Source organism: Nodosilinea sp. LEGE 06152 (assembly GCF_015207525.1).
In the GTDB taxonomy this organism is placed as follows: Bacteria; Cyanobacteriota; Cyanobacteriia; order Phormidesmidales; family Phormidesmidaceae; genus Nodosilinea.
The window spans coordinates 47971-67912 of the sequence record NZ_JADEWR010000006.1 but is presented as its reverse complement, the minus strand read 5'-3'; the positions used below and the strand labels follow the sequence as shown (position 1 = coordinate 67912).

General features: G+C 56.5%; 16 protein-coding genes. 7 read left to right on the top strand and 9 right to left on the bottom strand.

What is annotated here, in order from left to right:
* Positions 1–138: 138 nt before the first annotated feature.
* Positions 139–1467 (bottom strand): competence/damage-inducible protein A, encoded by a 1329-nt coding sequence (locus IQ265_RS10720; protein ID WP_194053248.1) that lies wholly within the window; start codon positions 1465–1467, stop codon positions 139–141.
* 181 nt (positions 1468–1648) lie between these two features.
* On the opposite strand from IQ265_RS10720, the gene IQ265_RS10715 reads away from it, so the two are divergent.
* Entirely contained in the window at positions 1649–3370 is a 1722-nt protein-coding gene (locus IQ265_RS10715) for a glycosyltransferase family 39 protein (protein WP_228037784.1), read from the top strand.
* Here IQ265_RS10715 and IQ265_RS10710 read toward each other — a convergent pair.
* Together IQ265_RS10710 and glyA are read right to left on the bottom strand one after the other, a co-directional pair.
* Entirely contained in the window at positions 3326–4384 is a 1059-nt protein-coding gene (locus IQ265_RS10710) for an MraY family glycosyltransferase (protein ID WP_194053246.1), read from the bottom strand. The two genes, IQ265_RS10715 and IQ265_RS10710, sit on opposite strands and share 45 nt — an antisense overlap.
* Positions 4385–4692: 308 nt before the next feature.
* Positions 4693–5976 (bottom strand): serine hydroxymethyltransferase, encoded by a 1284-nt coding sequence (glyA, locus tag IQ265_RS10705; protein WP_194053244.1) that lies wholly within the window; start codon positions 5974–5976, stop codon positions 4693–4695.
* A gap of 459 nt (positions 5977–6435) precedes the next feature.
* Here glyA and crtB point away from each other — a divergent pair, with 459 nt between their 5' ends.
* Together crtB and IQ265_RS10695 are read left to right on the top strand one after the other, a co-directional pair.
* Positions 6436–7362 carry a 15-cis-phytoene synthase CrtB gene (crtB, locus tag IQ265_RS10700; RefSeq protein WP_194053242.1) on the top strand — a complete coding sequence of 309 codons (927 nt, stop codon included), beginning with the start codon at positions 6436–6438 and terminating at the stop codon, positions 7360–7362.
* Positions 7363–7462: 100 nt separating this feature from the next.
* Complete coding sequence (locus IQ265_RS10695; RefSeq protein ID WP_194053240.1) at positions 7463–7930, top strand: DUF393 domain-containing protein; 468 nt, start codon at positions 7463–7465, stop codon at positions 7928–7930.
* 343 nt (positions 7931–8273) lie between these two features.
* Here IQ265_RS10695 and IQ265_RS10690 read toward each other — a convergent pair whose 3' ends face one another.
* From IQ265_RS10690 to IQ265_RS10680, 3 genes are all read right to left on the bottom strand, one after another.
* Positions 8274–8618, bottom strand: coding sequence for a DUF2973 domain-containing protein (locus IQ265_RS10690; protein WP_194053238.1), 345 nt, complete (start codon positions 8616–8618; stop codon positions 8274–8276).
* A 106-nt stretch (positions 8619–8724) separates the two neighbouring features.
* Positions 8725–8991, bottom strand: a complete 267-nt coding sequence (locus IQ265_RS10685; RefSeq protein WP_194053236.1) for a TIGR02450 family Trp-rich protein — start codon at positions 8989–8991, stop codon at positions 8725–8727.
* 297 nt (positions 8992–9288) lie between these two features.
* Entirely contained in the window at positions 9289–9741 is a 453-nt protein-coding gene (locus tag IQ265_RS10680; RefSeq protein WP_194053234.1) for a hypothetical protein, read from the bottom strand.
* Between the two features lie 127 nt (positions 9742–9868).
* Between IQ265_RS10680 and IQ265_RS10675 the strand changes: the two genes are divergently transcribed.
* The 4 genes from IQ265_RS10675 to IQ265_RS10660 all read left to right on the top strand — a co-directional run bounded on the left by IQ265_RS10675 (position 9869) and on the right by IQ265_RS10660 (position 15825).
* Positions 9869–11338 carry a phenylalanine--tRNA ligase subunit alpha gene (locus IQ265_RS10675; protein WP_194053232.1) on the top strand — a complete coding sequence of 490 codons (1470 nt, stop codon included), beginning with the start codon at positions 9869–9871 and terminating at the stop codon, positions 11336–11338.
* A 93-nt stretch (positions 11339–11431) separates the two neighbouring features.
* Positions 11432–13894 carry a CHASE3 domain-containing protein gene (locus tag IQ265_RS10670; protein ID WP_194053230.1) on the top strand — a complete coding sequence of 821 codons (2463 nt, stop codon included), beginning with the start codon at positions 11432–11434 and terminating at the stop codon, positions 13892–13894.
* Entirely contained in the window at positions 13863–15374 is a 1512-nt protein-coding gene (locus IQ265_RS10665) for an ATP-binding protein (RefSeq protein ID WP_194053228.1), read from the top strand. The genes IQ265_RS10670 and IQ265_RS10665 overlap by 32 nt, the downstream gene beginning before the upstream one ends.
* Position 15375: 1 nt before the next feature.
* Positions 15376–15825: a response regulator gene (locus tag IQ265_RS10660; protein WP_194053227.1), complete on the top strand. Its 450-nt coding sequence runs from the start codon at positions 15376–15378 to the stop codon at positions 15823–15825.
* A 22-nt stretch (positions 15826–15847) separates the two neighbouring features.
* Here the strand turns inward: IQ265_RS10660 and IQ265_RS10655 are convergent, their stop codons facing one another.
* The 3 genes from IQ265_RS10655 to IQ265_RS10645 all read right to left on the bottom strand — a co-directional run bounded on the left by IQ265_RS10655 (position 15848) and on the right by IQ265_RS10645 (position 19905).
* Positions 15848–18232 carry an ATP-binding protein gene (locus tag IQ265_RS10655; protein WP_194053226.1) on the bottom strand — a complete coding sequence of 795 codons (2385 nt, stop codon included), beginning with the start codon at positions 18230–18232 and terminating at the stop codon, positions 15848–15850.
* Between the two features lie 698 nt (positions 18233–18930).
* Positions 18931–19224 (bottom strand): hypothetical protein, encoded by a 294-nt coding sequence (locus tag IQ265_RS10650; protein ID WP_194053225.1) that lies wholly within the window; start codon positions 19222–19224, stop codon positions 18931–18933.
* Positions 19225–19290: 66 nt separating this feature from the next.
* Positions 19291–19905, bottom strand: coding sequence for a hypothetical protein (locus IQ265_RS10645; protein ID WP_194053224.1), 615 nt, complete (start codon positions 19903–19905; stop codon positions 19291–19293).
* Positions 19906–19942: the final 37 nt, after the last annotated feature.

The following is a 19942-nucleotide window of genomic DNA, read 5'->3' as shown; positions in this document are numbered from 1 at the left end:
TACTGGCACACGCCACCCCGTTTATTTTTGCCTCAACAATGACCCAGATCACTAAAGCCCAGGTCAGTGAAGCTAATAGGGGCTGCACTTTTCCATAATTACATAATAGCCATTTGGAGCAAATGATCAACCTAAGCATTACAGCAGGTTGCGGCGCAGGGCATCGAGGGCAGAAAGAGCGCTGAGCTGGCGCACCCAGTCGCGCCCCCGATAGCCAGAAAATTCGTGTCTGTAGCTCACCACCTCGCTGCCGGGAGTAGCCAGACCGATATAGACTAGCCCCACGGGTTTGTCAGCGCTACCTCCCCCCGGCCCCGCAATGCCAGTGATGCTCAAAGCCCAGTCGGTGTGCAGCAGCGCCTTGACCCCTAAGGCCATCTGCTCAGCGACGCTCGCACTGACGGCCCCTTCCGCGTCTAAAACAGCCGCATCGACCTTGAGCAGGTTGACCTTAACGCGGTTGTCGTAGGCAATGACGCCGCCGTGAAAATAGGCTGAGCTGCCGGAGATATCGGTCAGCAGCTGCCCTAAGCCGCCCCCGGTGCACGACTCTGCCACCGCTACGGTCTGCTGCCGCTCCAGCAGCAGTTGACCGACCACCGATGCCAGCGTATCGTCATCGGCCCCATAGCAGTTGTCTTTCATGAGGGCGCGAATGCCTGCTTCCACCGGTTCAATCTGAGCCAGAGCGGCGGCTTTGGAGTTGGCCCTAACGGTGATTCGCAGTTTCGCTTCGCCCTTGCTGGCGTAGGGAGCTACCGTGGGGTTGCCCTGGCTGAGGTAAGGGGCCACCTGCTCTGCCAGGGCCGATTCGCTAATGCCCCAGAACCTCAGCATGCGGCTGACGATTGTGGTTGTCACCCAGCCCTGGTCGCGCAGGTAGGGCACAGCGGTTTCGCGCCACATGGCCTGCATCTCGCGCGGCACACCGGGAAAGGTCATGAGCGTTAGGTTAGGGCGCGGCGACCAGATAATGCCAGGGGCAGTGCCCTGGGGGTTGGGCAGCACCAGCGCTCCCTCCGGCAGCAGCGCCTGCTTGCGGTTGCTGGGGGGCATCGTGCGACCCCGAGCCGTAAACTTGGCTGCGATATCGGCCACCAGGTCGGGATGCTCTACCAGGGGAGTATCGAACAGGTCGGCTAGCGTCTCGATGGTCAGGTCGTCGGGGGTAGGGCCCAGACCGCCGGTAAATAGCAGCAGCTTTGAGTCTGAGCCGGAGCGCTCTGCGGCCAGCCTCACCGCCTGCTGAATCCGGGCCGGATTGTCGCCTACTACGGTTTGGTAATAGTGGGCAATCCCCAAAGCGGCCAGCTCCTGGGCCAAAAACCGAGCGTTGCTGTTGAGAATATCCCCCAGCAGTAGCTCGGTGCCAACGCAGATGATCTCTGCACTTCTGGTGACTGAACCGTTGGCGGTCGAGCTGGGGTCACCGAGATTTTCAGGCTGAGGGGCAGGGCTGGAGGTCATGGGGCGAAATGAGGGCGAAGGAAAGAGAGCTAGCTAGGGGCGCAATAGTGTCATTATGACCATTGCAGGGGAGCCAGGAAAAGACTACCAGGTCTTTTGAAGGCACGCCCCAGTGTGGGTTCCAGTTATGGATCCCAAGTGTGGTTGGTCTTGCGTTGGTTGGGATGGGAGAGAACGCCCGATGGCAGGTTGGAGCAATGATCAAAGATCCGCCCCAGGCGATCGCAAAGTCGGCTGGGCTTCCGGGCTCCTGGCCCTGGTGCTGGGAGGATTACTCTACCGCGCGATCGTCGCTTTTTGGATGCTGCCCGGTTTCGACGAAGCCTACTACTACCTCTACAGTCGCTATTTGAACTGGAGCTATTTTGACCACCCGCCCATCGTTGCCTTGACTACCGGAGTGGGCTGGTGGCTAACCGGAACCATTTCGCCATTTACTCTGCGGCTGGGGGCACTGGGGCTGTACTGCGTCAGTCTAGTCCTTCTATACCTGTCGGCGGCACGTCTGTTTTCAGCGGCGATCGGACGCATGACGGTGGCGATTGTCACCCTGATTCCGCTGTTTTCGATTGGCTTTGGTATTTTGACATCGCCCGACAATGGGCTGATTTTGTTTTGGAGCGCCACGCTGCTGGTAGCTAGCTGGGAGTTTTTCCCTGGCAATAGCCGCCTCGGCCACCACGGCCTGATCAAAGCCACCTACGTGCCCACCTGGCGCATCGCGCTATTGGGTTGCACCGTAGCGTTAGCCTGCCTGAGCAAATACCACGGCTTTGTGCTGGGCCTCAGCCTGGTGGGGTTTTGTGTGGCCTACCGACCCTACCGCGCAGCCCTGCGATCGCCCTGGCTCCTGCTCACGATCGTCGTCTTTGGCCTCACCCTCTTTCCCCTCTGGTACTGGAACAGTCAGCACGACTGGATTTCCTTTCGCTTTCAGCTGGGTATGCGGTTTGATGGCAACACCGGCAGCAGCGGCTTTAGCCTGGGCCAAATGGTGGGCTACTGGCTGCTATCGATCGTCTATCTGTTTCCCCTGCTTGGGTTTCCGCTGTGGTGGGTAGCCGCCAAACAGAGCGGCAAACAGGCGTTGTTTTGGGTGTCTCCTAGCCTGAGCGGCGGCGAAGCTCAGGAACACTACAAGCAAGCCCTAATTCTCTGGCTATCGCTGCCCATCATGCTGCTGTTTACCCTACTGGGTGGCAAGCAGCAGATTTTGCCCGCCTGGCCCGCGCCGGGCTACTGGGGCATCGCCATTTTGCTGGCGGCCCAGGTACTGGTCTGGCAGCGCCGGCGACCTCGGCTGATTCGTCGCTGGCTGTGGGGCTCAGGGTTATTTTTAGCCTCGCTCTCGATGGTGGCGCTGCTGCACCTGCGGCTTGGCATTTTGCAGCAGCCCAGCACCTACGCAATTCTGGGTGGGCTAGTACCCGTTGAGCAAGATGGCTCCACTGAACTGCTTGACACCTCACAAATGCAGCGCCTATTTGCTAGCACGCCTGAGGTGAGAACGGCTTTGGATGAGGTCGGCTTTGTCTTCACCAACGAATATTACCTGGGGGGCTACTTTGCCATGGCCATTCACCCCCTGGTGGACCTGCCCGTGACAGCTTTTAGCCCAGACCCGCGCGGGTTTGCCTTTTGGCATAACCCTCAAGATTGGGTGGGTCAAGACGCGCTCTACGTGACAATCGATCGCTTCACCGAAAGCGACGAAATTGTCGATCGCTACCGCCCGCTCTTTGACAGCATTGAGCCCTTAGCCACCGTACCCCTTCGCCGGGGTGGGGCGATCACAGAAACCATTCACGTCTACCGCGCGAACAATTTGCGTCAGGCCTACGAGTACCCCTACGGCCCCTCAGCGCGTGCGCTGCCGCAGCCGCCAGCCGGTGTAGCTGAGTAACGCCGTAGCACCCAGGGCGTAGACCAAGCCGCTAGGAACCCCGGCAAAGGCCAGAGCCAGTGTGCCAGCCCACAGGGTGAGCACATAGATAAACAGCACCGTCACCCGATGAGAGAGCCCCGCCTGAAGCAGACGGTGGTGCAGGTGACGCTTATCGGCCACAAAGGGCGATTTGCCCGCGCGCAACCGATCTACAATCACCGCCGACATGTCGAGAATAGGCACCGCCAAAATTAGGTAGGGCAGCAGCACCGCCGCCGTGGTCACCGTTTTAACCAGGCCAATAACCCCTACCCCAGCTAGGGTAAAGCCCATAAAATAAGCGCCACCATCGCCCATGAAGATCTTGGCTGGGTTGAAGTTGTAGCGCAAGAAGCCCAGGGCACCACCGGCTAGGGCAGCGGCAATCAGGGCGGCGGCGGGCTGGTTCATAAACAGACTCACCACCAGCATAACCACAGCCGCAATGCCTGAAACCCCAGCCGCCAAACCGTCGAGGCCGTCGATCCAGTTGATGGCGTTGGCCATGCCCACCAGCCATAAAATTGTCACCGGCAGGCTGATGAAGTCGGGCAGCTGGGTGAGACCGTAGAAGGGAATGGTTAGGAAGTCGATGCTGACACCCACATGCCAGGCCATTGTGGCCACGATGGCCTGCATAAACAAACGACTGATGGGAGAAAGCCCAAACAGGTCGTCGGTCAGTCCGATTAGAAAGAACGCCAGCCCACCCAGGGTGACGCCCCAGATTTGAAACTCTTGCGGGGGGGCGAGGTGCGCGCCAGTGGCATCAATAAACCCGCCTAGAGACCACACCGCCAGCAGCGCCAGCAGGGTACCGAGAAATATCGAGACCCCGCCCAGGCGCACCATGGGCTTGTCGTGTACCTTGCGGCCACCGGGCTGGTCGACACGACCGCTTTTGAGGCCTATGCGGCGCACAATAGGCGTTGTGCCAAGCACCACCGCGGCGGAGATACCAAAGGCCAGCACATGATACAAAACAAACGGCATCCTCACCCCTCCTATATTGAGAACCCTGTACGCAGTTGGTCGGGTTCTATCTCAGCCAGCCTACTATGCCTTGACGGCACCCTTAATAAACCCAGGCCTGTCTCAGCATCGAGCGCCGAGTACTAAAACTGAACCAGAGAGTATTCTGGCCCGAAACAGTCCATAGGATAGGTCGAGTCTGCTAAATAAGCAAAAACTCCATGCAATTATGACAGATCATTAAGGTGTCACCCTAACTTTCTGCGACATTACATGGAGCTATATGAAACGTAAATTAGGCCTAGAGCGGCAGGCCTGGGCCTAGTGACCTAGACCAGGGCTGGAACCAGCCCGCCCAGGTGAGCATAGAGGGGGAAGCGATCGCACAGGACCGCCACTCGCCGCTGGCAGTGCTCAGCCATGGTGGTATCGTCTGGGTTAAGCAGGCGATCGGCAATGATGTCGGCAATTTCGGTAAATTCGGCTTCGCCCATGCCTCGGGTAGTCATGGCTGGAGAGCCCAGACGCAGCCCGCTGGTGACAAAAGGCGACTCGGGGTCGTAGGGCACGGTGTTTTTGTTGGCGGTAATGTTGACGCCGCTGACCAGCTGGTCAGCCCGCTTGCCCGTCATACCGATGGAGCGCAGATCGCACAGCACCAGGTGGTTGTCGGTGCCGTCGGAGACGACCTTGATGCCCCGCTGCTGCAGCTGTGCCGCCAGCTGCTTGGCGTTGGCAATCACCTGAACGGCGTAGGCACGAAACTCGGGTCTGAGGGCTTCGCCAAAGGCGACGGCCTTAGCGGCAATGACGTGCTCTAGGGGGCCGCCCTGGCTGCCGGGGAACACGGCCTTGTCAAACTTTTTGCCCAGCTCGGCGTCGCGGGTAAGGATCAGGCCGCCGCGAGGACCACGCAGAGTTTTGTGGGTGGTGGTAGTCACCACATCACAGTGGGGCAAGGGGTTGGGGTGCTGGCCAGCGGCGACTAAACCGGCGATGTGGGCAATATCGGCCATCAGGTAGGCACCGACTTCGTCGGCGATCGCCCGAAACTTCTCAAAATCAATGGTGCGGGGGTAGGCCGAATAGCCACAGATAATCAGCTTAGGGCGGTGCTCCAGAGCCAGCTCGCGAATTTGGTCGAAGTCGAGCTGCTCGGTGTCGCGGCTGACGCCGTACTGCACAACCTTAAACCACTTGCCCGATACGTTGACGGGCGATCCGTGGGTGAGGTGGCCACCGTGGGAGAGATCCATGCCCAAAATGGTGTCGCCGGGCTCTAGCAGGGCCAGGAAGACGGCGAAGTTGGCCTGGGCACCGGAGTGAGGCTGCACGTTGGCGTGGGCCGCGCCGAAAAGTTCTTTAGCGCGATCGATCGCCAGCTGCTCGGCCTCATCTACAAAGGCGCAGCCGCCGTAGTAGCGCTTGCCGGGCAACCCCTCGGCGTATTTGTTGGTCAGCACCGACCCCTGGGCCGCCAGCACCGCCGCCGAGGTAAAGTTTTCGCTGGCAATCAGCTCCAGGTGGTCGCGCTGGCGCTGTAGCTCGCGCTGCACAATGCTCGCCAGCAGCGGATCGGACTCTTGCAGAAAATCAAAGTTAGTTTGAGGCACGGGCAAGGCTCCCAACAATCGACAGAGTGATACGGACAAAAAAAGGGGGCCGGTTAACGGGTAGCCGATAGCAGAGCTGCCTTCCCCCGAAACATTTGCGGCGGCTTAAAGCCAGGCCGCCTGCCTGCCAATATTGCACCACGGTGTCACGCTAGGGCGGGCGGTAGAAACTGTGGCCATTGAGCAATTTGCACGCAGTCTATTATCTTATCTGGATGGCTTTGAATTTGGTAGCTCAATCCTCGACCAGTCGGGGGTAGACTGCACAAGTTCAGAATTTACGGGCAAATGTTACGGATTGCAACATATAATCTTTAGGAACGGCGGGGGCAGGGTTGCTTCTGAGAATGGGCCAATTTCAACTGTTTTGCCAAAGTTGGGTGCAGTTGTGAGAGGCTAGGTTAAGCAGAATTGCCTGTAGTCGGTTTGAGATTTATATTCTCCAGGTTTGGGTCATTAATGCTGCAACTGACGGATTCCCCCCCCATCCAATCTCTATCCTCTGTTGAGGACGCCTACGAGGTGTGCCGACGCGTCACGGCGAAGTATTCTAAGACGTTCTACACCGGCACCATGCTGATGGCCCCCGCCAAGCGGCGCGCTATCTGGGCCATATATGTCTGGTGTCGCCGTACTGACGAGCTGGTGGATGGGCCGCAGGCACAGTTTACTAGCGAAAAAACTCTCGATCGCTGGGAGGCCCAACTGGAGTCCATCTTTGCGGGCTGCCCAGTGGATGACGAGGACGTGGCCCTAGTCGACACCCTGGAGCAGTTTCCCCTCGACATTCAGCCCTTTCGCGACATGATTGCGGGCCAGCGAATGGATTTGCACCGCAATCGCTATGACACCTTTGAGGATTTGGAACTCTACTGCTACCGGGTGGCGGGCACCGTAGGGCTGATGTCAACCACGGTCATGGGCATTGACACCCAGCTGCAAACCGCCCCCTGGAGCCAGCAGCAGCAGCTTGACCCGACTCCCCAGGCGATCGCCCTGGGCATTGCCAACCAGCTCACCAACATTCTGCGCGACGTGGGCGAAGACGCTCGCCGGGGCCGTATTTACCTGCCCCTAGCCGACCTGGCCGCCTTCGACTACACCGAGGCCGACCTGATGGCTGGGGTGGTCGACGATCGCTGGCGAGCCCTGATGGCCTTTCAGATCGATCGCGCCCGTCGGTTTTATGCCGAAGCAGAGAGCGGCATTGGGCTGCTGAGTGAAGACGCCCGCTGGCCGGTGTGGTCGGCGCTGGCTCTCTACCGCCAAATTTTGGATGTGATTGAAGAAAACGGCTACGACGTGTTTAGCCAACGGGCCTTTGTGCCCTCGTTGCGCAAGCTGTTAACCCTGCCGGGCACGCTGCTCAAGGCGCGAGTGCTCTAGGCCGCAATATTGATCGACCTAACAGGGCAAGAGACCGCGAGATTTATTAAGATATGTGTATAACCCGCTGGGTTTATGTCTTTACCTTGCGCTGCCTGCCATGACGACCCCCGCCGCTGCTGCTGAGGCACCAAACGCTACCAGCTGGAAAATTAAGCTGCTCTACGACGGCGACTGCCCCCTCTGCCTGCGAGAAGTGAACTTTTTGCGCAAAAAAGACGGCGGCCGTGGCCTAGTCGCTTTTACTGACATTGCGGCCGACGACTACAGCTCTGACGACAACGGCGGCGTTGACTTTGCCACAGCCATGGGCCGCATTCACGCCGTTCGGCCCGACGGTACGGTAATCAAGAATGTGGAGGTCTTTCGCCAGGTTTATTCGGCCCTGGGCATCGGCTGGATTTACGCCCCTACGGGCTGGCCGATCGTTGGCCCCTTGGTCGATTGGGTTTACGGCATTTGGGCCAACTGGCGGCTGGCGGTTACGGGTCGCCCTAGCCTGAAGACTATTTTGGCGGAGCGCGAGGCCCGCTTAGGGGCAGGGTGCAGCGATCGCTGCCAGGTTTAAGGCATAAACCTCGCCCACAGCCTGGTAGAGCTAGCCTACGCGGCTTATACCTGTCCCCCGACTCGGTAGAGCAAACGCCGTTGGCCCCTACAGTTGTTCTCCAAAGCCGGACCATGCGACTCGGGTTTGGTCTAGCGCTTTGACCCCTTGCGGTTATGGCCATCGCCAGGATAATTAGGGCGCTGCAGTATCTCTAAAGCGATGGCTATAACCAGTGCGCCGCCCCAGTTTTTGCTATTGGTAGTTGCCGATGTCTTGAGCGAACTGGCCAGCGCTATATCTATGTAAAAAGGCTGAGCCTCCAGAGACTCAGCCTTTTTACATGGGCTTTAAAGAAGTTTTTCTACCGCTCCGCCGACTCAGAACCGGTATCTTCTGATTCGTCGAAACCGCTGCCGTTGCCGTTGTAGAGGGCATCGAGCTGTTCGCGGGCGTCTTTGACCGAAATCGACTTCATTACCAGGAGAGGCTCACGAATGACCTGACCATCTTGGTCAAGCAGTTCGGGGTGGGGGACAGAACCGTCGCGTGATGAGGTGCCGCCCTGATACGACGGGTTACCGCCATAGGTGCGAGGCGATTGGGGATTGCGGGCATTGCCGCCAAGCAAAATTAGGTTTCTTACCAGGTTTGCGATCGCCATGATAGCCAGAACCGCAAATGCAATGATATAAACGACGTGCCACATAGCTGCTGTCCTCTGGCTAACCTTTGCCTGTATTGACTTTAGCGCGTTTCAGGTTCGCGTGCTGTGTCGGCCTTAAAACCTGAGTTTCAACTCGCTTAATTTGTATCTAGTGTAACCAAAATTCCTCTGCTTCAGCCTCAACCGCAGGGCTGTTCAGCGGTTGCCAACCGGGCTGCCAGAGCGATTGATTCTTCAGTTGCTTGGCATTCACCCAAAGCCGCACCGTCGGGTCACAGGATGCCACCAATTCGGCAAACACCCACTGGCCCTCCTGCTTGCGATTAGCCACCTGAAAATGCCGCCAGCCTTCAGTCTTTTGGCGGGCCGTCCATTTGGAGCCGAGTAGGTGAGGGTATTTTTGCTTGCGAGGCATGGGGGGATGTGGGTGCGTGGGCGAGTGGATGGGTGGATGGGTCGGCGAGTGGGTGCGTGGATGGGTGGGCGAGTGGATGGGTGGGCGAGTGGATGGGTGGGCGAGTGGGTGCGTGGGCGAGTGGATGGGTGGGTGCGTTGAGGGTGAGGATGGGGGTACGTGGGGAACTTGGATGAAGTTCAAAATCTTGCTAGGTGGGCAATTGGTTAATCTACCCATCCACCCATCCACCCATCCACCCATCTACCCATCCACCCGCCTACCCGCCTACCCACCTACCTGCCTACCTACCTACCCTTAACGAATACCACTAGCCTCAAGCCGCTTCCTAATACCGCCCATATGGATGGCGCGGCTGCTGATTTGGGCCTGTTTTTCGCCAATGAGCACGTAGACGCGACCTGAGAGCAGCTGACGTACGAGGGGGCGGCGGTAGACCAAAATGCTGTCTAAATTGGCGTCGCTATCCTCGGTATAGCCCATTTCGGCGAGGGCAGCATCGAGTTCACGTTTGAAGGTTTTGCGGCTGCTAATGGGTAGTGCCAGCGTGGTGCTGCGGTTGACCAGTGCCCCCAGCAAGCCGCCTACGGCCCCAAACGCCGTGCCGTAGAGGTTGGGCAGGCCGGTATCGAGGCCAATGCCGAGGGTTTTGGTGGCCAGCAGGGCGGTGACTAGGGCCGTGCCAGAAAAGTAATATAAAAACGTGAGGCCAAAACCAGGGCCAGAGGGCAGCGTAGGTTCGTCGGACATAGCAGGGCTCTCGAATCTGGACACTGGTGTCTATCTTTTCATCAATCCTGACCGTTGGGAACGGTTGAAGATTGGTAGGCTGTTAGAGATTTTCTAATGGTCTTTTGGGGCTTTTTGGGGCTTGGGTATGCTCGATCTGCGTCAGCTCAGCGGCAAACAGCGGCAGTTTGTGGAACTCCTGCAGCAGCAGCAAACGGTGGCTAGTCTGCGATCGCTCTGTGCCCAGGCCGGTTTTGATATCAACTTTATCAATGGTTTTTTGCTGAGCGGGGCGCTCGATGGTTACGTGCAGTGGCAAGAGCACACCCAGCAGACCTGGGTTTTGACGGCTAAGGGCGACGAGTTGGGCGGGGTGCTGCCGGGGTTTGCCTTGGCCAAGCGGCTGTTGGCGGGCACCCGCGATCGCGCCACCCTGCAAGCCGAACTGGGCCATGCCTTTAGCCTCAACTACGGGGCGCTGCGGCGCGAGCAGGCGGTCGACCTGGCCGATGGCGATGGGGAAGGCGTGGTAACGGTGCTCAAGGCAGCGGTGTTAGGGGCCTACCAGCAGCGGCAGGCGGTGTTTGCGACCATTCACGCCGCCGCCGCTTCTGGCGGTGGGGCTAGTAAGCCGCTCGACGACAGCGCGGCGGCATCCTTAGAGTGGCTGCAGCAGCAGGGCTATATCGCCAGCCGAGTCGAGTCAGACTACAGCCTGACGGTGCTGCCCGCCCTGCAAACCCTGGAGCTGAGCGATCGCGTCACGGCGTTGAGCAGCGAGCTGATTCTCTCGGGTCAGTGGCGACAGGTTGACCTCAAGCCCTACGATATCCACGCCGAGGTGCCCGATGTAGCCTACGGGCGATCGACCATTTTGACCCAGTGCATTCAGCGCATTCGCGATATTTTTTTGAATATGGGCTTTGACGAAATGTCGGGCTACCTAGTGGAAACGGCCTTTTGGAACTTTGACGCACTGTTTACCCCTCAGGACCACCCGGCCCGCGAGGTGCAGGACACGTTTTACCTAGCCCATCCCCAAACCCTGTCCCTGCCGGAGGATCAAACCCTGGTTGAGCGAGTCAAGCAGGTGCACGAGGCCAACTACGGCGGCCAGTGGACGACGGCCGAAGCCAGTCGCGCCATTCTGCGCGCCCACACCACCACCTCTACGGCCCGCCGCCTGCACCAGCTCCACGGCCAGGACGGCAAATACTTCTCCATTGACCGCGTGTTTCGCAACGAAACGGTCGATCGCACCCACCTGGCCGAATTTCACCAAATTGAAGGGGTGGTCGTCGGCGAACTGCTCAGCGTGCGTACCCTGATGGGCTACCTCACCTACTTTTATGAGCGCCTGGGCTTTAGAAATCTCAAGTTTAAGCCCACCTACAACCCCTACACCGAGCCGTCGCTGGAGGTGTTTGCCTACCATCCACCCAGCGATCGCTATCTTGAAGTCGGCAACTCCGGCCTGTTTCGCCAGGAAATGCTGGAGCCTCTGGGCTGCGGCGACAAGTCTACCGTTGCCTGGGGGTTGGGTCTGGAGCGCATTGCCATGCTGCTTTACGACGTCGAAAAGCTCTCTGACCTGATTGGCCCCGATATTCAGTTCTAAATATTTACCGCCCGTGCCGCCTCAAAAACACTCCTCAGCGGGAGCCGTTTTGGCTGGCCCATCAGGTATAACAAGCAGGAGTAGCGTAAATGCATGATACTTGCCATTCACCACACTCGATTTCGGCGGCGGCTGACGCGTGCGATCGCCCTCCCCGTTGTACTGCTGCTGCTGCTGTCGGGAATCTCTATTTGGCAAATTACTCGATTGTTATCTGCCCTGGAGTGGGTAGACCACACAGGACGGGTGATTTCGCAGGCCAACTCGGCCCAAAAACTGTTGCTGGATATGGAGACTGGCTTTCGAGGGTATTTGCTGACCGGAGAGCCAGAGTTTTTGGAGCCCTACGAGCAGGCCAGCACGCTGATTGAGCCCAGTTTAGAGGAGTTAAAAACTCTGGTTGCAGACAATCCAAGTCAGGTTCAACGCATTGTTGAGCTGATGACCGAATTGCAGCGGTGGGAACGACAGGCTTCACCGGCCATTGCCCGAAGGCAGCGGGGCGAGCTAGAACCCCTGAGCAATCTTAGACGCCGAAAACAGCTGGTCGATCAAATGCGACAGCAGATTACTGCGTTTGTTGCCACGGAGGAGGAACTGCGAAACCAGCGCAGCCAGAGGGCCCAAGCCGCGACTCAGACGGTAATTGTAACTAGCGTGCTTTTAGCGGTCGGCATTGGGGGCGCTCTAGCCTATTTTATCTACCGCCAAATTTTACAGGTCTCGCGAACTTATGAAGGGGCCTTGCAAACTGCCCAAGCCCGCACCCGAGAAGCTGAACAAGCAGCTGTTTCACTCCGACGCAGCGCCCAGCGACTGGCGGCCCTGCACGACATTGACCGGGCGATTTTGGCCACCGAGATGGACAAATCTTTGATTGACAATGCCCTCACCCAAATGGGTCAAGTTGTGCCATACCAGGAGGCACTGGTAGCCGTATTCGATTTAGAGGCTGAAACCGCTCAAGTATTAGCCGGAATTAGGCAGACTGGGAAATTGACGATGCCTGTGGGCACTCGTCTGGCCATGGCTGACTTTGCCCCAGAACAGGGCCTGCTGCACGGAATTCGCTACGTTCAAAACCTGCCCACCGCAGATTCTTGTCCACCTGTACTGGTGCACTTGCGATCGCACGGCTTTTTGAGCTGTCTGTGTGTGCCCTTACTGGTAGAAAATACGCTGGTCGGAGAACTCAACCTGGCATCGGTAGAACCCGCTGCCTTTAACACAGAAGCCCAGGAAATTGCCGTTGAGGTCGCCAATCAGCTGGCGATCGCCCTGCAACAGTCTCGCCTGCGCGGGCAGCTTCAGGCCACGAATCAGCAGCTCCAGCACGAACTTCAGGAGCGGCTACAGGCCGAGATGGAGCTACGTGAGCAGGAGCAGTTGTTTCGCTCTACGTTTAACCAAGCGGCCGTTGGCATTGCCCACGTCAGCTCAGACGGTCGCTGGCTGCGGGTCAATCAAAAACTATCTCAGATCGTTGGCTACACCCGTGACGAGCTGCTGCAGCGAACGTTTCAAGACATTACCTATCCAGAGGACTTAGATATTGACCTCACTTATTTTCATCAAATATTGGCCGATGAAATTCAAACCTACTCAATGGAAAAGCGCTATGTCCGCAAAGACCATTCTCTAATTTGGATTAACCTAACGGTATCTCTAGTGCGAAAAGCCACCGGAGAGCCTAGCTACTTCATTTCTGTTGTAGAGGATATCAGCGATCGCAAGCAGGCTGAAGACGCCTTGCAGCAATTGAATGACACACTAGAGCAGCGCGTTAGAGAACGCACCGCCCAACTCGCCGAAACCAACCAGGAGCTAGAAGCATTTACCTATTCGGTTTCCCATGATTTGCGGGCACCGTTGCGCACTATGCAGGGTTTTGCCCAAGCCTTATTAGAAGACTGTGGTGACCAGCTAGAAGACGTTTGCCAAAGCTACATTGACTCCATTATTGATGATGCAGTGCAGATGAATGGACTGATCAGCGATCTGCTTGACTACAGTCGTCTAACGCGCACCCAAATCAATTTACAGTCCATAGGATTAAATGAAGTCGTAGCAGATGCTCTAAAGCAGTTAGCCGCTCAAATTGAGGAAAAGCAGGCTCAGATTAATGTCGCGACCGCTTTACCCACCGTTATGGCCCACCGTTCTACCCTAGTTCAAGTCGTGACCAACTTGGTTGGCAACGCAATCAAATTTGTCGAACCTACGACTCAACCACAGATAGATATTTTTGCAGAAGAAACGTATCAAGATGATGGCCGCTGGATACGATTGTGGATTGTAGACAACGGTATTGGCATTGCCCCCGAACATCAGGAGCGAGTATTCCGCGTCTTTGAACGCCTGCATGGTGCCGAAAGCTACCCCGGTACGGGCATTGGGTTAGCCATTGTGCGTAAAGGGCTAGAGCGGATGGGTGGGCAAGCCGGAGTAGAGTCTCAATTGGGTCAGGGGAGCCGTTTTTGGATTGCACTGCCAAGTGCTGTTCTCGCTCTGAGTGAAAGAACCCATGACCTCACCCCTCCGAATTCTTTTGATTGATGATAACCGCAGCGATCGCACTCTGGTTCTACGGGAATTGGAGCGTGAATTTGACCCATTAGACGTTCAAGAAATCACCAGTTCTGGTGAGTTGAATCAGGCGATCGCAGCCGGTAATTTCGATGCTGTGGTCACTGACTTCCAGCTGCGCTGGTCGACCGGGCTAGACGTTCTAGAAATGGTGAAACAACGACATCCCAACTGCCCGGTGGTAATGTTTACCAACACCGGCACCGAAGAAGTCGCCGTCGAAGCGATGAAGCTAGGGCTTGATGACTACATTGTTAAAGGGCCAAATCGCTATATTCGAGTGCCCATTGCCCTTCGAATGGCAATAGAGCGCCGGGAAATGCAGCAGCGGGCCGCTCTGCTCGAAATTCGCCTCCGGGGATTGCTAAATCGGGTCAAGATCGGCATTTTTAGGTTTGATGCAGAAGGCGCACTCATTGAAGCAAACCGTGCTTTTTTGGAGTTGTTGGGCGCGCAGTCGCTGGCTCAAGCTAGCACCATGAACTGGTTCGATATGCGCGACTGCTACAGGCAGCTCATGCACCTGCCGCCACCCCAGCAGCAGGAGCAAGAGGTGAACCTACAGAGAAGCGATGGCACTGAGTTTTGGGCGCTGTTGACCACCACCCTAAACACCGTTGAAGAGGTCACCGTTGTCGATGGGCTGCTCGAAGACATTAGCGATCGCAAACAGGCCGAAGTAGACCTGCAGCAGCTCAATACCACCTTAGAAATCCGCGTGCAGGAGCGCACAATCGAACTGCAAGCGGCGAATCAAGACCTCGAAGAATTTGCCTATTCCGTCTCCCACGATTTGCAGGCTCCCCTACGAGCCATTCAGGGGTTTGCTCAAATTTTGCTAGAGGACCTGAGCGAAACGTTAGACGCCAGTTCTTCAGCAACCCTGCAGCGCATCGTGGCCAATGCCCAACACCTGAATACGTTAATTACCGACCTCTTAACCTACAGCCGCCTGAGGCGGGCCGAAATTCATTCGGAGCCGGTTAGCCTCTCGTCGGTGTTAGACAACGTCATGGCTCAGCTCAACTCAGACATTCAGCAACAGCAGGCTCAGGTTCACATTGACGAACCGCTACCCATCGTTCAGGCAAATCGCCTCATTCTCACGCAGGTGCTGAGCAACTTACTCTTTAACGCGGTCAAGTTTGTCGCAGAAGGCGTGCAGCCCCAGGTGCGAATATGGGCCGAAGAGCGGGTCGAAGCAGGGGAACCTTCCACCGTGCGCCTCTATATAGAGGACAATGGGATTGGCATTGCGCTAGATAGGCATGAGCAAATTTTTAGCCCCTTTACCCGCCTGCACGGTGAGGCAGACTATCCGGGGACTGGTATTGGGCTGGCAATTGTCCGCAAGGGGGTAGAGCGCATGGGTGGGCAGGTGGGCGTTGAGTCTGAACCGGGTCAAGGCAGCCGGTTTTGGGTGGAGTTACCGGGGGTAAGAGAGCCGTGAGATGAACACAGAACACACCATACTCCTAGTCGAAGACAACCCAAAGGATGTTTTTTTGGTGCAGCGGGCCGCTCGAAAAGCTGGCATTGCCACGCCGCTACAGGTGGTAAACGACGGCGATGCCGCCCTTGAGTACCTCTCTGGAGTCGCCCCCTACAGCGATCGCGCGGCTTACCCAATCCCTGTTTTCGTCCTGCTCGATCTCAAACTGCCGCGCCGCTCAGGGGCCGAAGTGCTGTCGTGGATTCGCCAACAGCCCTATCTCCGACGCTTGCCTGTAGTTGTGCTGACCTCGTCGAGGGAGTACGCAGATATCAACCGCATCTACGATTTGGGTGCCAATGCCTACATCGTCAAACCGGCGGATCTTGACCAGCTGGTGAACATTCTCACAACGCTGAATCTGCACTGGATTACTTACAACGAAAAGCCCCAGATTGACATAACGTGAATCAACGTCACGCCGTTGGCTGCTAGGGCATCGGCCGATTCGGGTCGCTAGCTGAATTTTTGTTTAGAAGAGTGACGATCGCATTGATCAATGTCTCTGGCTCGACTGGCTTGGCTAAGTGCAGCTGAAAACCTGCGGCGATCGCCTCCTGGCGGTCAATTTCGCCGGCATAGGCCGTCAGGGCGATCGCAGGAATGGTTTGCCGTTCTGGGGCCAAGGCTTTGATTTGCCGCATCAGCATGTAACCATCCATATCGGGCATACCCACGTCTGAAATTAGTACATCCGGCGAGAATGTTTCTAGCTGCTGCAGGGCCTCGGTTGCAGAAGCCGCCACGCGCACCTTTGCCCCAGCCTGCTGCAGCACAAACTCAACCAATTCGCGAACATCGCCGTCGTCGTCGATGGTTAAAACGTGAATACCCACAAGGGGGTACGGGGGCGCGGGGGTGGCAGGGGGTTCTCCCTCACGCCCCGGCCCCTCATCGTCCTGGCCCTTCAGCAGCGGTAGCTGCACCGTGAAGGTCGAGCCCATACCTTCGCCCAAACTTTCGGCCCAAACCGTGCCGCCATGTAGCTCGGTAATGTGTCGTACGATCGCAAGCCCCAGACCCAGGCCCCCAAACTTGCGGGTTGTTGTGCCATCTTCCTGTCGAAAATAGTCAAATACGTAGGGCAGAAAGTCTGGAGTAATCCCTATACCCGTGTCTCTAACCTGAATTTGAACACAGTTATGGTTTTGCTCCAGTCGAATCGCTACGGTTCCTCCGGGGGGCGTAAACTTCACGGCGTTGGTCAGCAAGTTCCAAATCACCTGCTGCAGTCGGGCCGTGTCTCCCATGATCAAATCAGTCTCGTGGCCAAAGCTTTTTTGAATGCGAATTCCTTTGGTTTCGATCGCCAGTTTTACCGTTTCTAAGGCGGCTTCAATGGTGCTACTTAAGCTAACGGGTGCAATGTTTAGCACCAGCTTGCCGCGCAAAATGCGAGAGACATCCAGCAAATCTTCAATTAGCTGGGTTTGCAGCTTAGCGTTGCGCTCAATTGTGGCTAGGGCCTGCTGGGTTTTTTGTTCGCTCAATTTTCGAGTTTGCAGCAGTTTTGACCAACCCAAGATTGGGTTCAGCGGCGACCTGAGCTCATGGGAAAGCACAGCGAGAAACTCATCTTTAATGCGGTTAGCGGTTTCTGCTTCTGCTCGGGCTGTTTTTTCCCGCGCCAGCAGTTGTTCGCGTTCCTCTGCCAGGCGCAGGCGAACGGCTTCGGCCTGTTTGCGACCGGTGACATCCATAGAGGTCACGCCTACGCCCAAGACTTGTCCATCGCTGAGGCACACCGGAAAGTAATTGACCAGGGCATGGCGCATCAAGTTTGATGGCGACGTAACGCCAGATATCTCCTGGTTCAGCAGGGGTTCATTGGTGTCCATTACCCGCTGCAGAATGGGCGCAACCGTCGGTGCCCAGGCGGGCAACACCTCCTCCAGCCGTTGCCCCAGGTGCTCGCTGAGGGGAATACCATTGATTTCTGCCAAGGCCTCGTTGGCGTGAACGTAGCGCAGCTCGCGATCAAAGAGCGCAATTCCAACGGGGGAACTGGCAATCAGGGCATTGAGGGTGGTTTCACTCTGGCGTAGGGCTAGCTCTGTTTGTTTGCGATCGGTGATATCGAGCACAAAGCCAATCACAGTGTTCTCGGTCAGCATGGCAGAGCCCAGCAAAATTGGAGCGCGGGACCCATCTTTACGAATGTATTCCTTCTCAAAGGGGGTACAGACTCCGCTCGTTCGCAGTTCTGCCTGCGATCGCTGGCTCACGTCTAAGTATTCGGCTGGCGTCATCTCCTGCCACCGAACTTGACCAGAGCACAAATCTTCTCGGGTATAGCCAACCATATTTAGAAAAGCATCGTTAGCCTCAATGACAGAGCCATTTAGGTCGGCCAAAATTGTGCCAATAATGCCAGACTCGGCCAACCGACTAAATCGAGCTTCGCTGTCGCGCCAGGCCTGTAAATTGGCTTCAGCTCTCCGCTGTGCCGACCGCTGGGCTTGATTCAGCGAATTGATTAAAAGCGCCGCCATCACAAAGACGCTCAGCCGCATCAGATAGCCTACGTTGTTGATATTCAACGAGTAGAGCGGCGAGATATAAAAGTAATTAACCACAATTGTCGATAGCACCGTAGCCAAGAGCCCAGGCCCTAAACCGCCGTACCACGCGCTGACCATAACCGCAGCAAAAAATAAGGGAGTTGGAGTCGGCTCGAGGTAAGTACGAAAAAGCAGGTTGATGCCCAGCGCTAGGGCCACCGATAGCACGGCTACACCGTACTGCAGCAGCTGGAGCGACAACGTTGTCGATCGCGTTTGACCACCTCCAAACAAACCTGGACGGTTCTGGGTCATTGTGGCCCTAACTCCATTTCTGCGAAATACTGGTGCAACGCTTTCGACTCCACTCCTGCAAGATAACGACAGAGGAATTTAGACTACTGAGTAGAGGTAATTGAGTTGAGCCCCATTGCTGAAGTTTGTTAGCACTGCCGTTACGATTGCCCATGTAACAGATGAGTTTTAGCCCTATCACTGATTGTTTCTAACCATGACTCATACAGCGAAAGAAGAATAGCTGAGGCCGCCAACCAGACTTCGTTTGAATACGATGGGGTCTTTCAGCGCTTGAACAAACATGAGTAATGCAAGTAAGATTATATAAATCTAGGAACGCAAAATTTCCCTGTTTGATTATCTGTTAGCGGGCAGACGTGTTTATCTACCCGCTGGCATAACCTCAGGTTAAACCGCTTCAAATGCATTGGTAACCCATAGGTGAGGGGAGCGCGATCGCTCAGCTCAAGTTCCAGCTATCCCCGTTTTCACGCATAACAGTCATCAATATTTTATGAAAACTGCCACGGCCACAGTGCGAGCAGTCTTGGCAAAGTAGCCTCGGCCAGCTATCAAGCCGGCCTCTGTCAAATCTCATCAGCTAAGGCTTTGTGTAAGGCTTTATGTCGATCGTTCGACAGCGCTACTGAGCGATCGCATCATCTAGCGCCATTCAAGCTGCAACGCGGCTCAGAAGCTGCACAGACAGAGTTCGTCTAGGCGACAGATTCTTCAGATGCACTGTCGTTTAAGGGAGCCACCAGCACCTCTAGCTCCAGGGTAAGCTGCTCGGTGGGTTCAGACTCATCGCTGGCTTCTAGGGTGACTTCAGCCTCGCTTTCCTCGGAGGCTATTTCAGCATCGCGATCGAGCCAGGGAGAGTCAAAGTGATGCCAGGGCAGCACAGGCTCGTTGGGCAAGCTTTCGGTGAGCACGGTAATGTTGCTGACATCGGGCTCAGGCAGCGCTACGCGCCGTTCTAGGGCCGTTTCGTGTTGTCCATCACTCATACTGGTCCCCGCTGAAAGCGGTCAAAAACGTTAGAGTCAGAGCTTCTAGCCAGATCTAGACTGGTGCTAGATTAACCCAGAAGATGACCCGGTAGCCACGTAGATTACCAGGATATGTACGAGCATGATAGCAGTTGTGCCCCAGATGGTGTAAGCCGCGTATTTAAGGCTTTGTGAAGTGTCTTCGAGGCGCTGCTTATTGGCATTGTAGGTTTCTGACAGGTTGACCAGCATTTGCAGCTGGTAGTCCTGCTCGGGCAGAGCCAAATAGGTTTCTAAAAATTTACGGTCTTCTAAGTTGGGCGTAACGGCTACCTGGCGGGGCAAAAAAGCGCCCATTAGCAGCGAAAAGCTGACCAAGAACCCAATGATTTCGGCCAGGCTAAACACGCTACCGCTGACCAGCAGCCGCGAAATGCTGAGGCTGGTCAGCAGCGCTCCATTGGCAACAAACAGAATGTTGAGCTTGGTGGTCAAAATCTGGCTCTGCTCGTTTTGCTCGCGCAGCACCATGCGTACGTCCTGGGCCGCCAGGGCCAGGGTCGCCGGAGGAATCGGCGGCGGCGCGGGGGCAGGCTCTTCTACGGGCAGGCTGAGCTGTACATCCTCAGTGGATATAACCTCATCTACCACCGGGGACGGCTGATCGACTGGAGCAGAGACAGAAACGGCATTGACCATAGTGCTGATGGCATTGAGATAACCCCTGTCTCAATAC

Bases quoted from the DNA above. Each gene is read 5' to 3' on its own strand.
- IQ265_RS10665 (WP_194053228.1), top strand. From the start codon at position 13,863: ATGACCTCACCCCTCCGAATTCTTTTGATTGATGATAACCGCAGCGAT.
- IQ265_RS10670 (WP_194053230.1), top strand. From the start codon at position 11,432: ATGATACTTGCCATTCACCACACTCGATTTCGGCGGCGGCTGACGCGT.
- IQ265_RS10720 (WP_194053248.1), bottom strand. From the start codon at position 1,467: ATGACCTCCAGCCCTGCCCCTCAGCCTGAAAATCTCGGTGACCCCAGC.
- IQ265_RS10710 (WP_194053246.1), bottom strand. From the start codon at position 4,384: ATGCCGTTTGTTTTGTATCATGTGCTGGCCTTTGGTATCTCCGCCGCG.
- IQ265_RS10675 (WP_194053232.1), top strand. From the start codon at position 9,869: ATGCTCGATCTGCGTCAGCTCAGCGGCAAACAGCGGCAGTTTGTGGAA.
- IQ265_RS10660 (WP_194053227.1), top strand. From the start codon at position 15,376: ATGAACACAGAACACACCATACTCCTAGTCGAAGACAACCCAAAGGAT.
- crtB (WP_194053242.1), top strand. From the start codon at position 6,436: ATGCTGCAACTGACGGATTCCCCCCCCATCCAATCTCTATCCTCTGTT.
- IQ265_RS10645 (WP_194053224.1), bottom strand. From the start codon at position 19,905: ATGGTCAATGCCGTTTCTGTCTCTGCTCCAGTCGATCAGCCGTCCCCG.
- IQ265_RS10685 (WP_194053236.1), bottom strand. From the start codon at position 8,991: ATGCCTCGCAAGCAAAAATACCCTCACCTACTCGGCTCCAAATGGACG.
- IQ265_RS10715 (WP_228037784.1), top strand. From the start codon at position 1,649: ATGGCAGGTTGGAGCAATGATCAAAGATCCGCCCCAGGCGATCGCAAA.
- IQ265_RS10655 (WP_194053226.1), bottom strand. From the start codon at position 18,232: ATGACCCAGAACCGTCCAGGTTTGTTTGGAGGTGGTCAAACGCGATCG.
- IQ265_RS10690 (WP_194053238.1), bottom strand. From the start codon at position 8,618: ATGTGGCACGTCGTTTATATCATTGCATTTGCGGTTCTGGCTATCATG.
- IQ265_RS10650 (WP_194053225.1), bottom strand. From the start codon at position 19,224: ATGAGTGATGGACAACACGAAACGGCCCTAGAACGGCGCGTAGCGCTG.
- IQ265_RS10695 (WP_194053240.1), top strand. From the start codon at position 7,463: ATGACGACCCCCGCCGCTGCTGCTGAGGCACCAAACGCTACCAGCTGG.
- IQ265_RS10680 (WP_194053234.1), bottom strand. From the start codon at position 9,741: ATGTCCGACGAACCTACGCTGCCCTCTGGCCCTGGTTTTGGCCTCACG.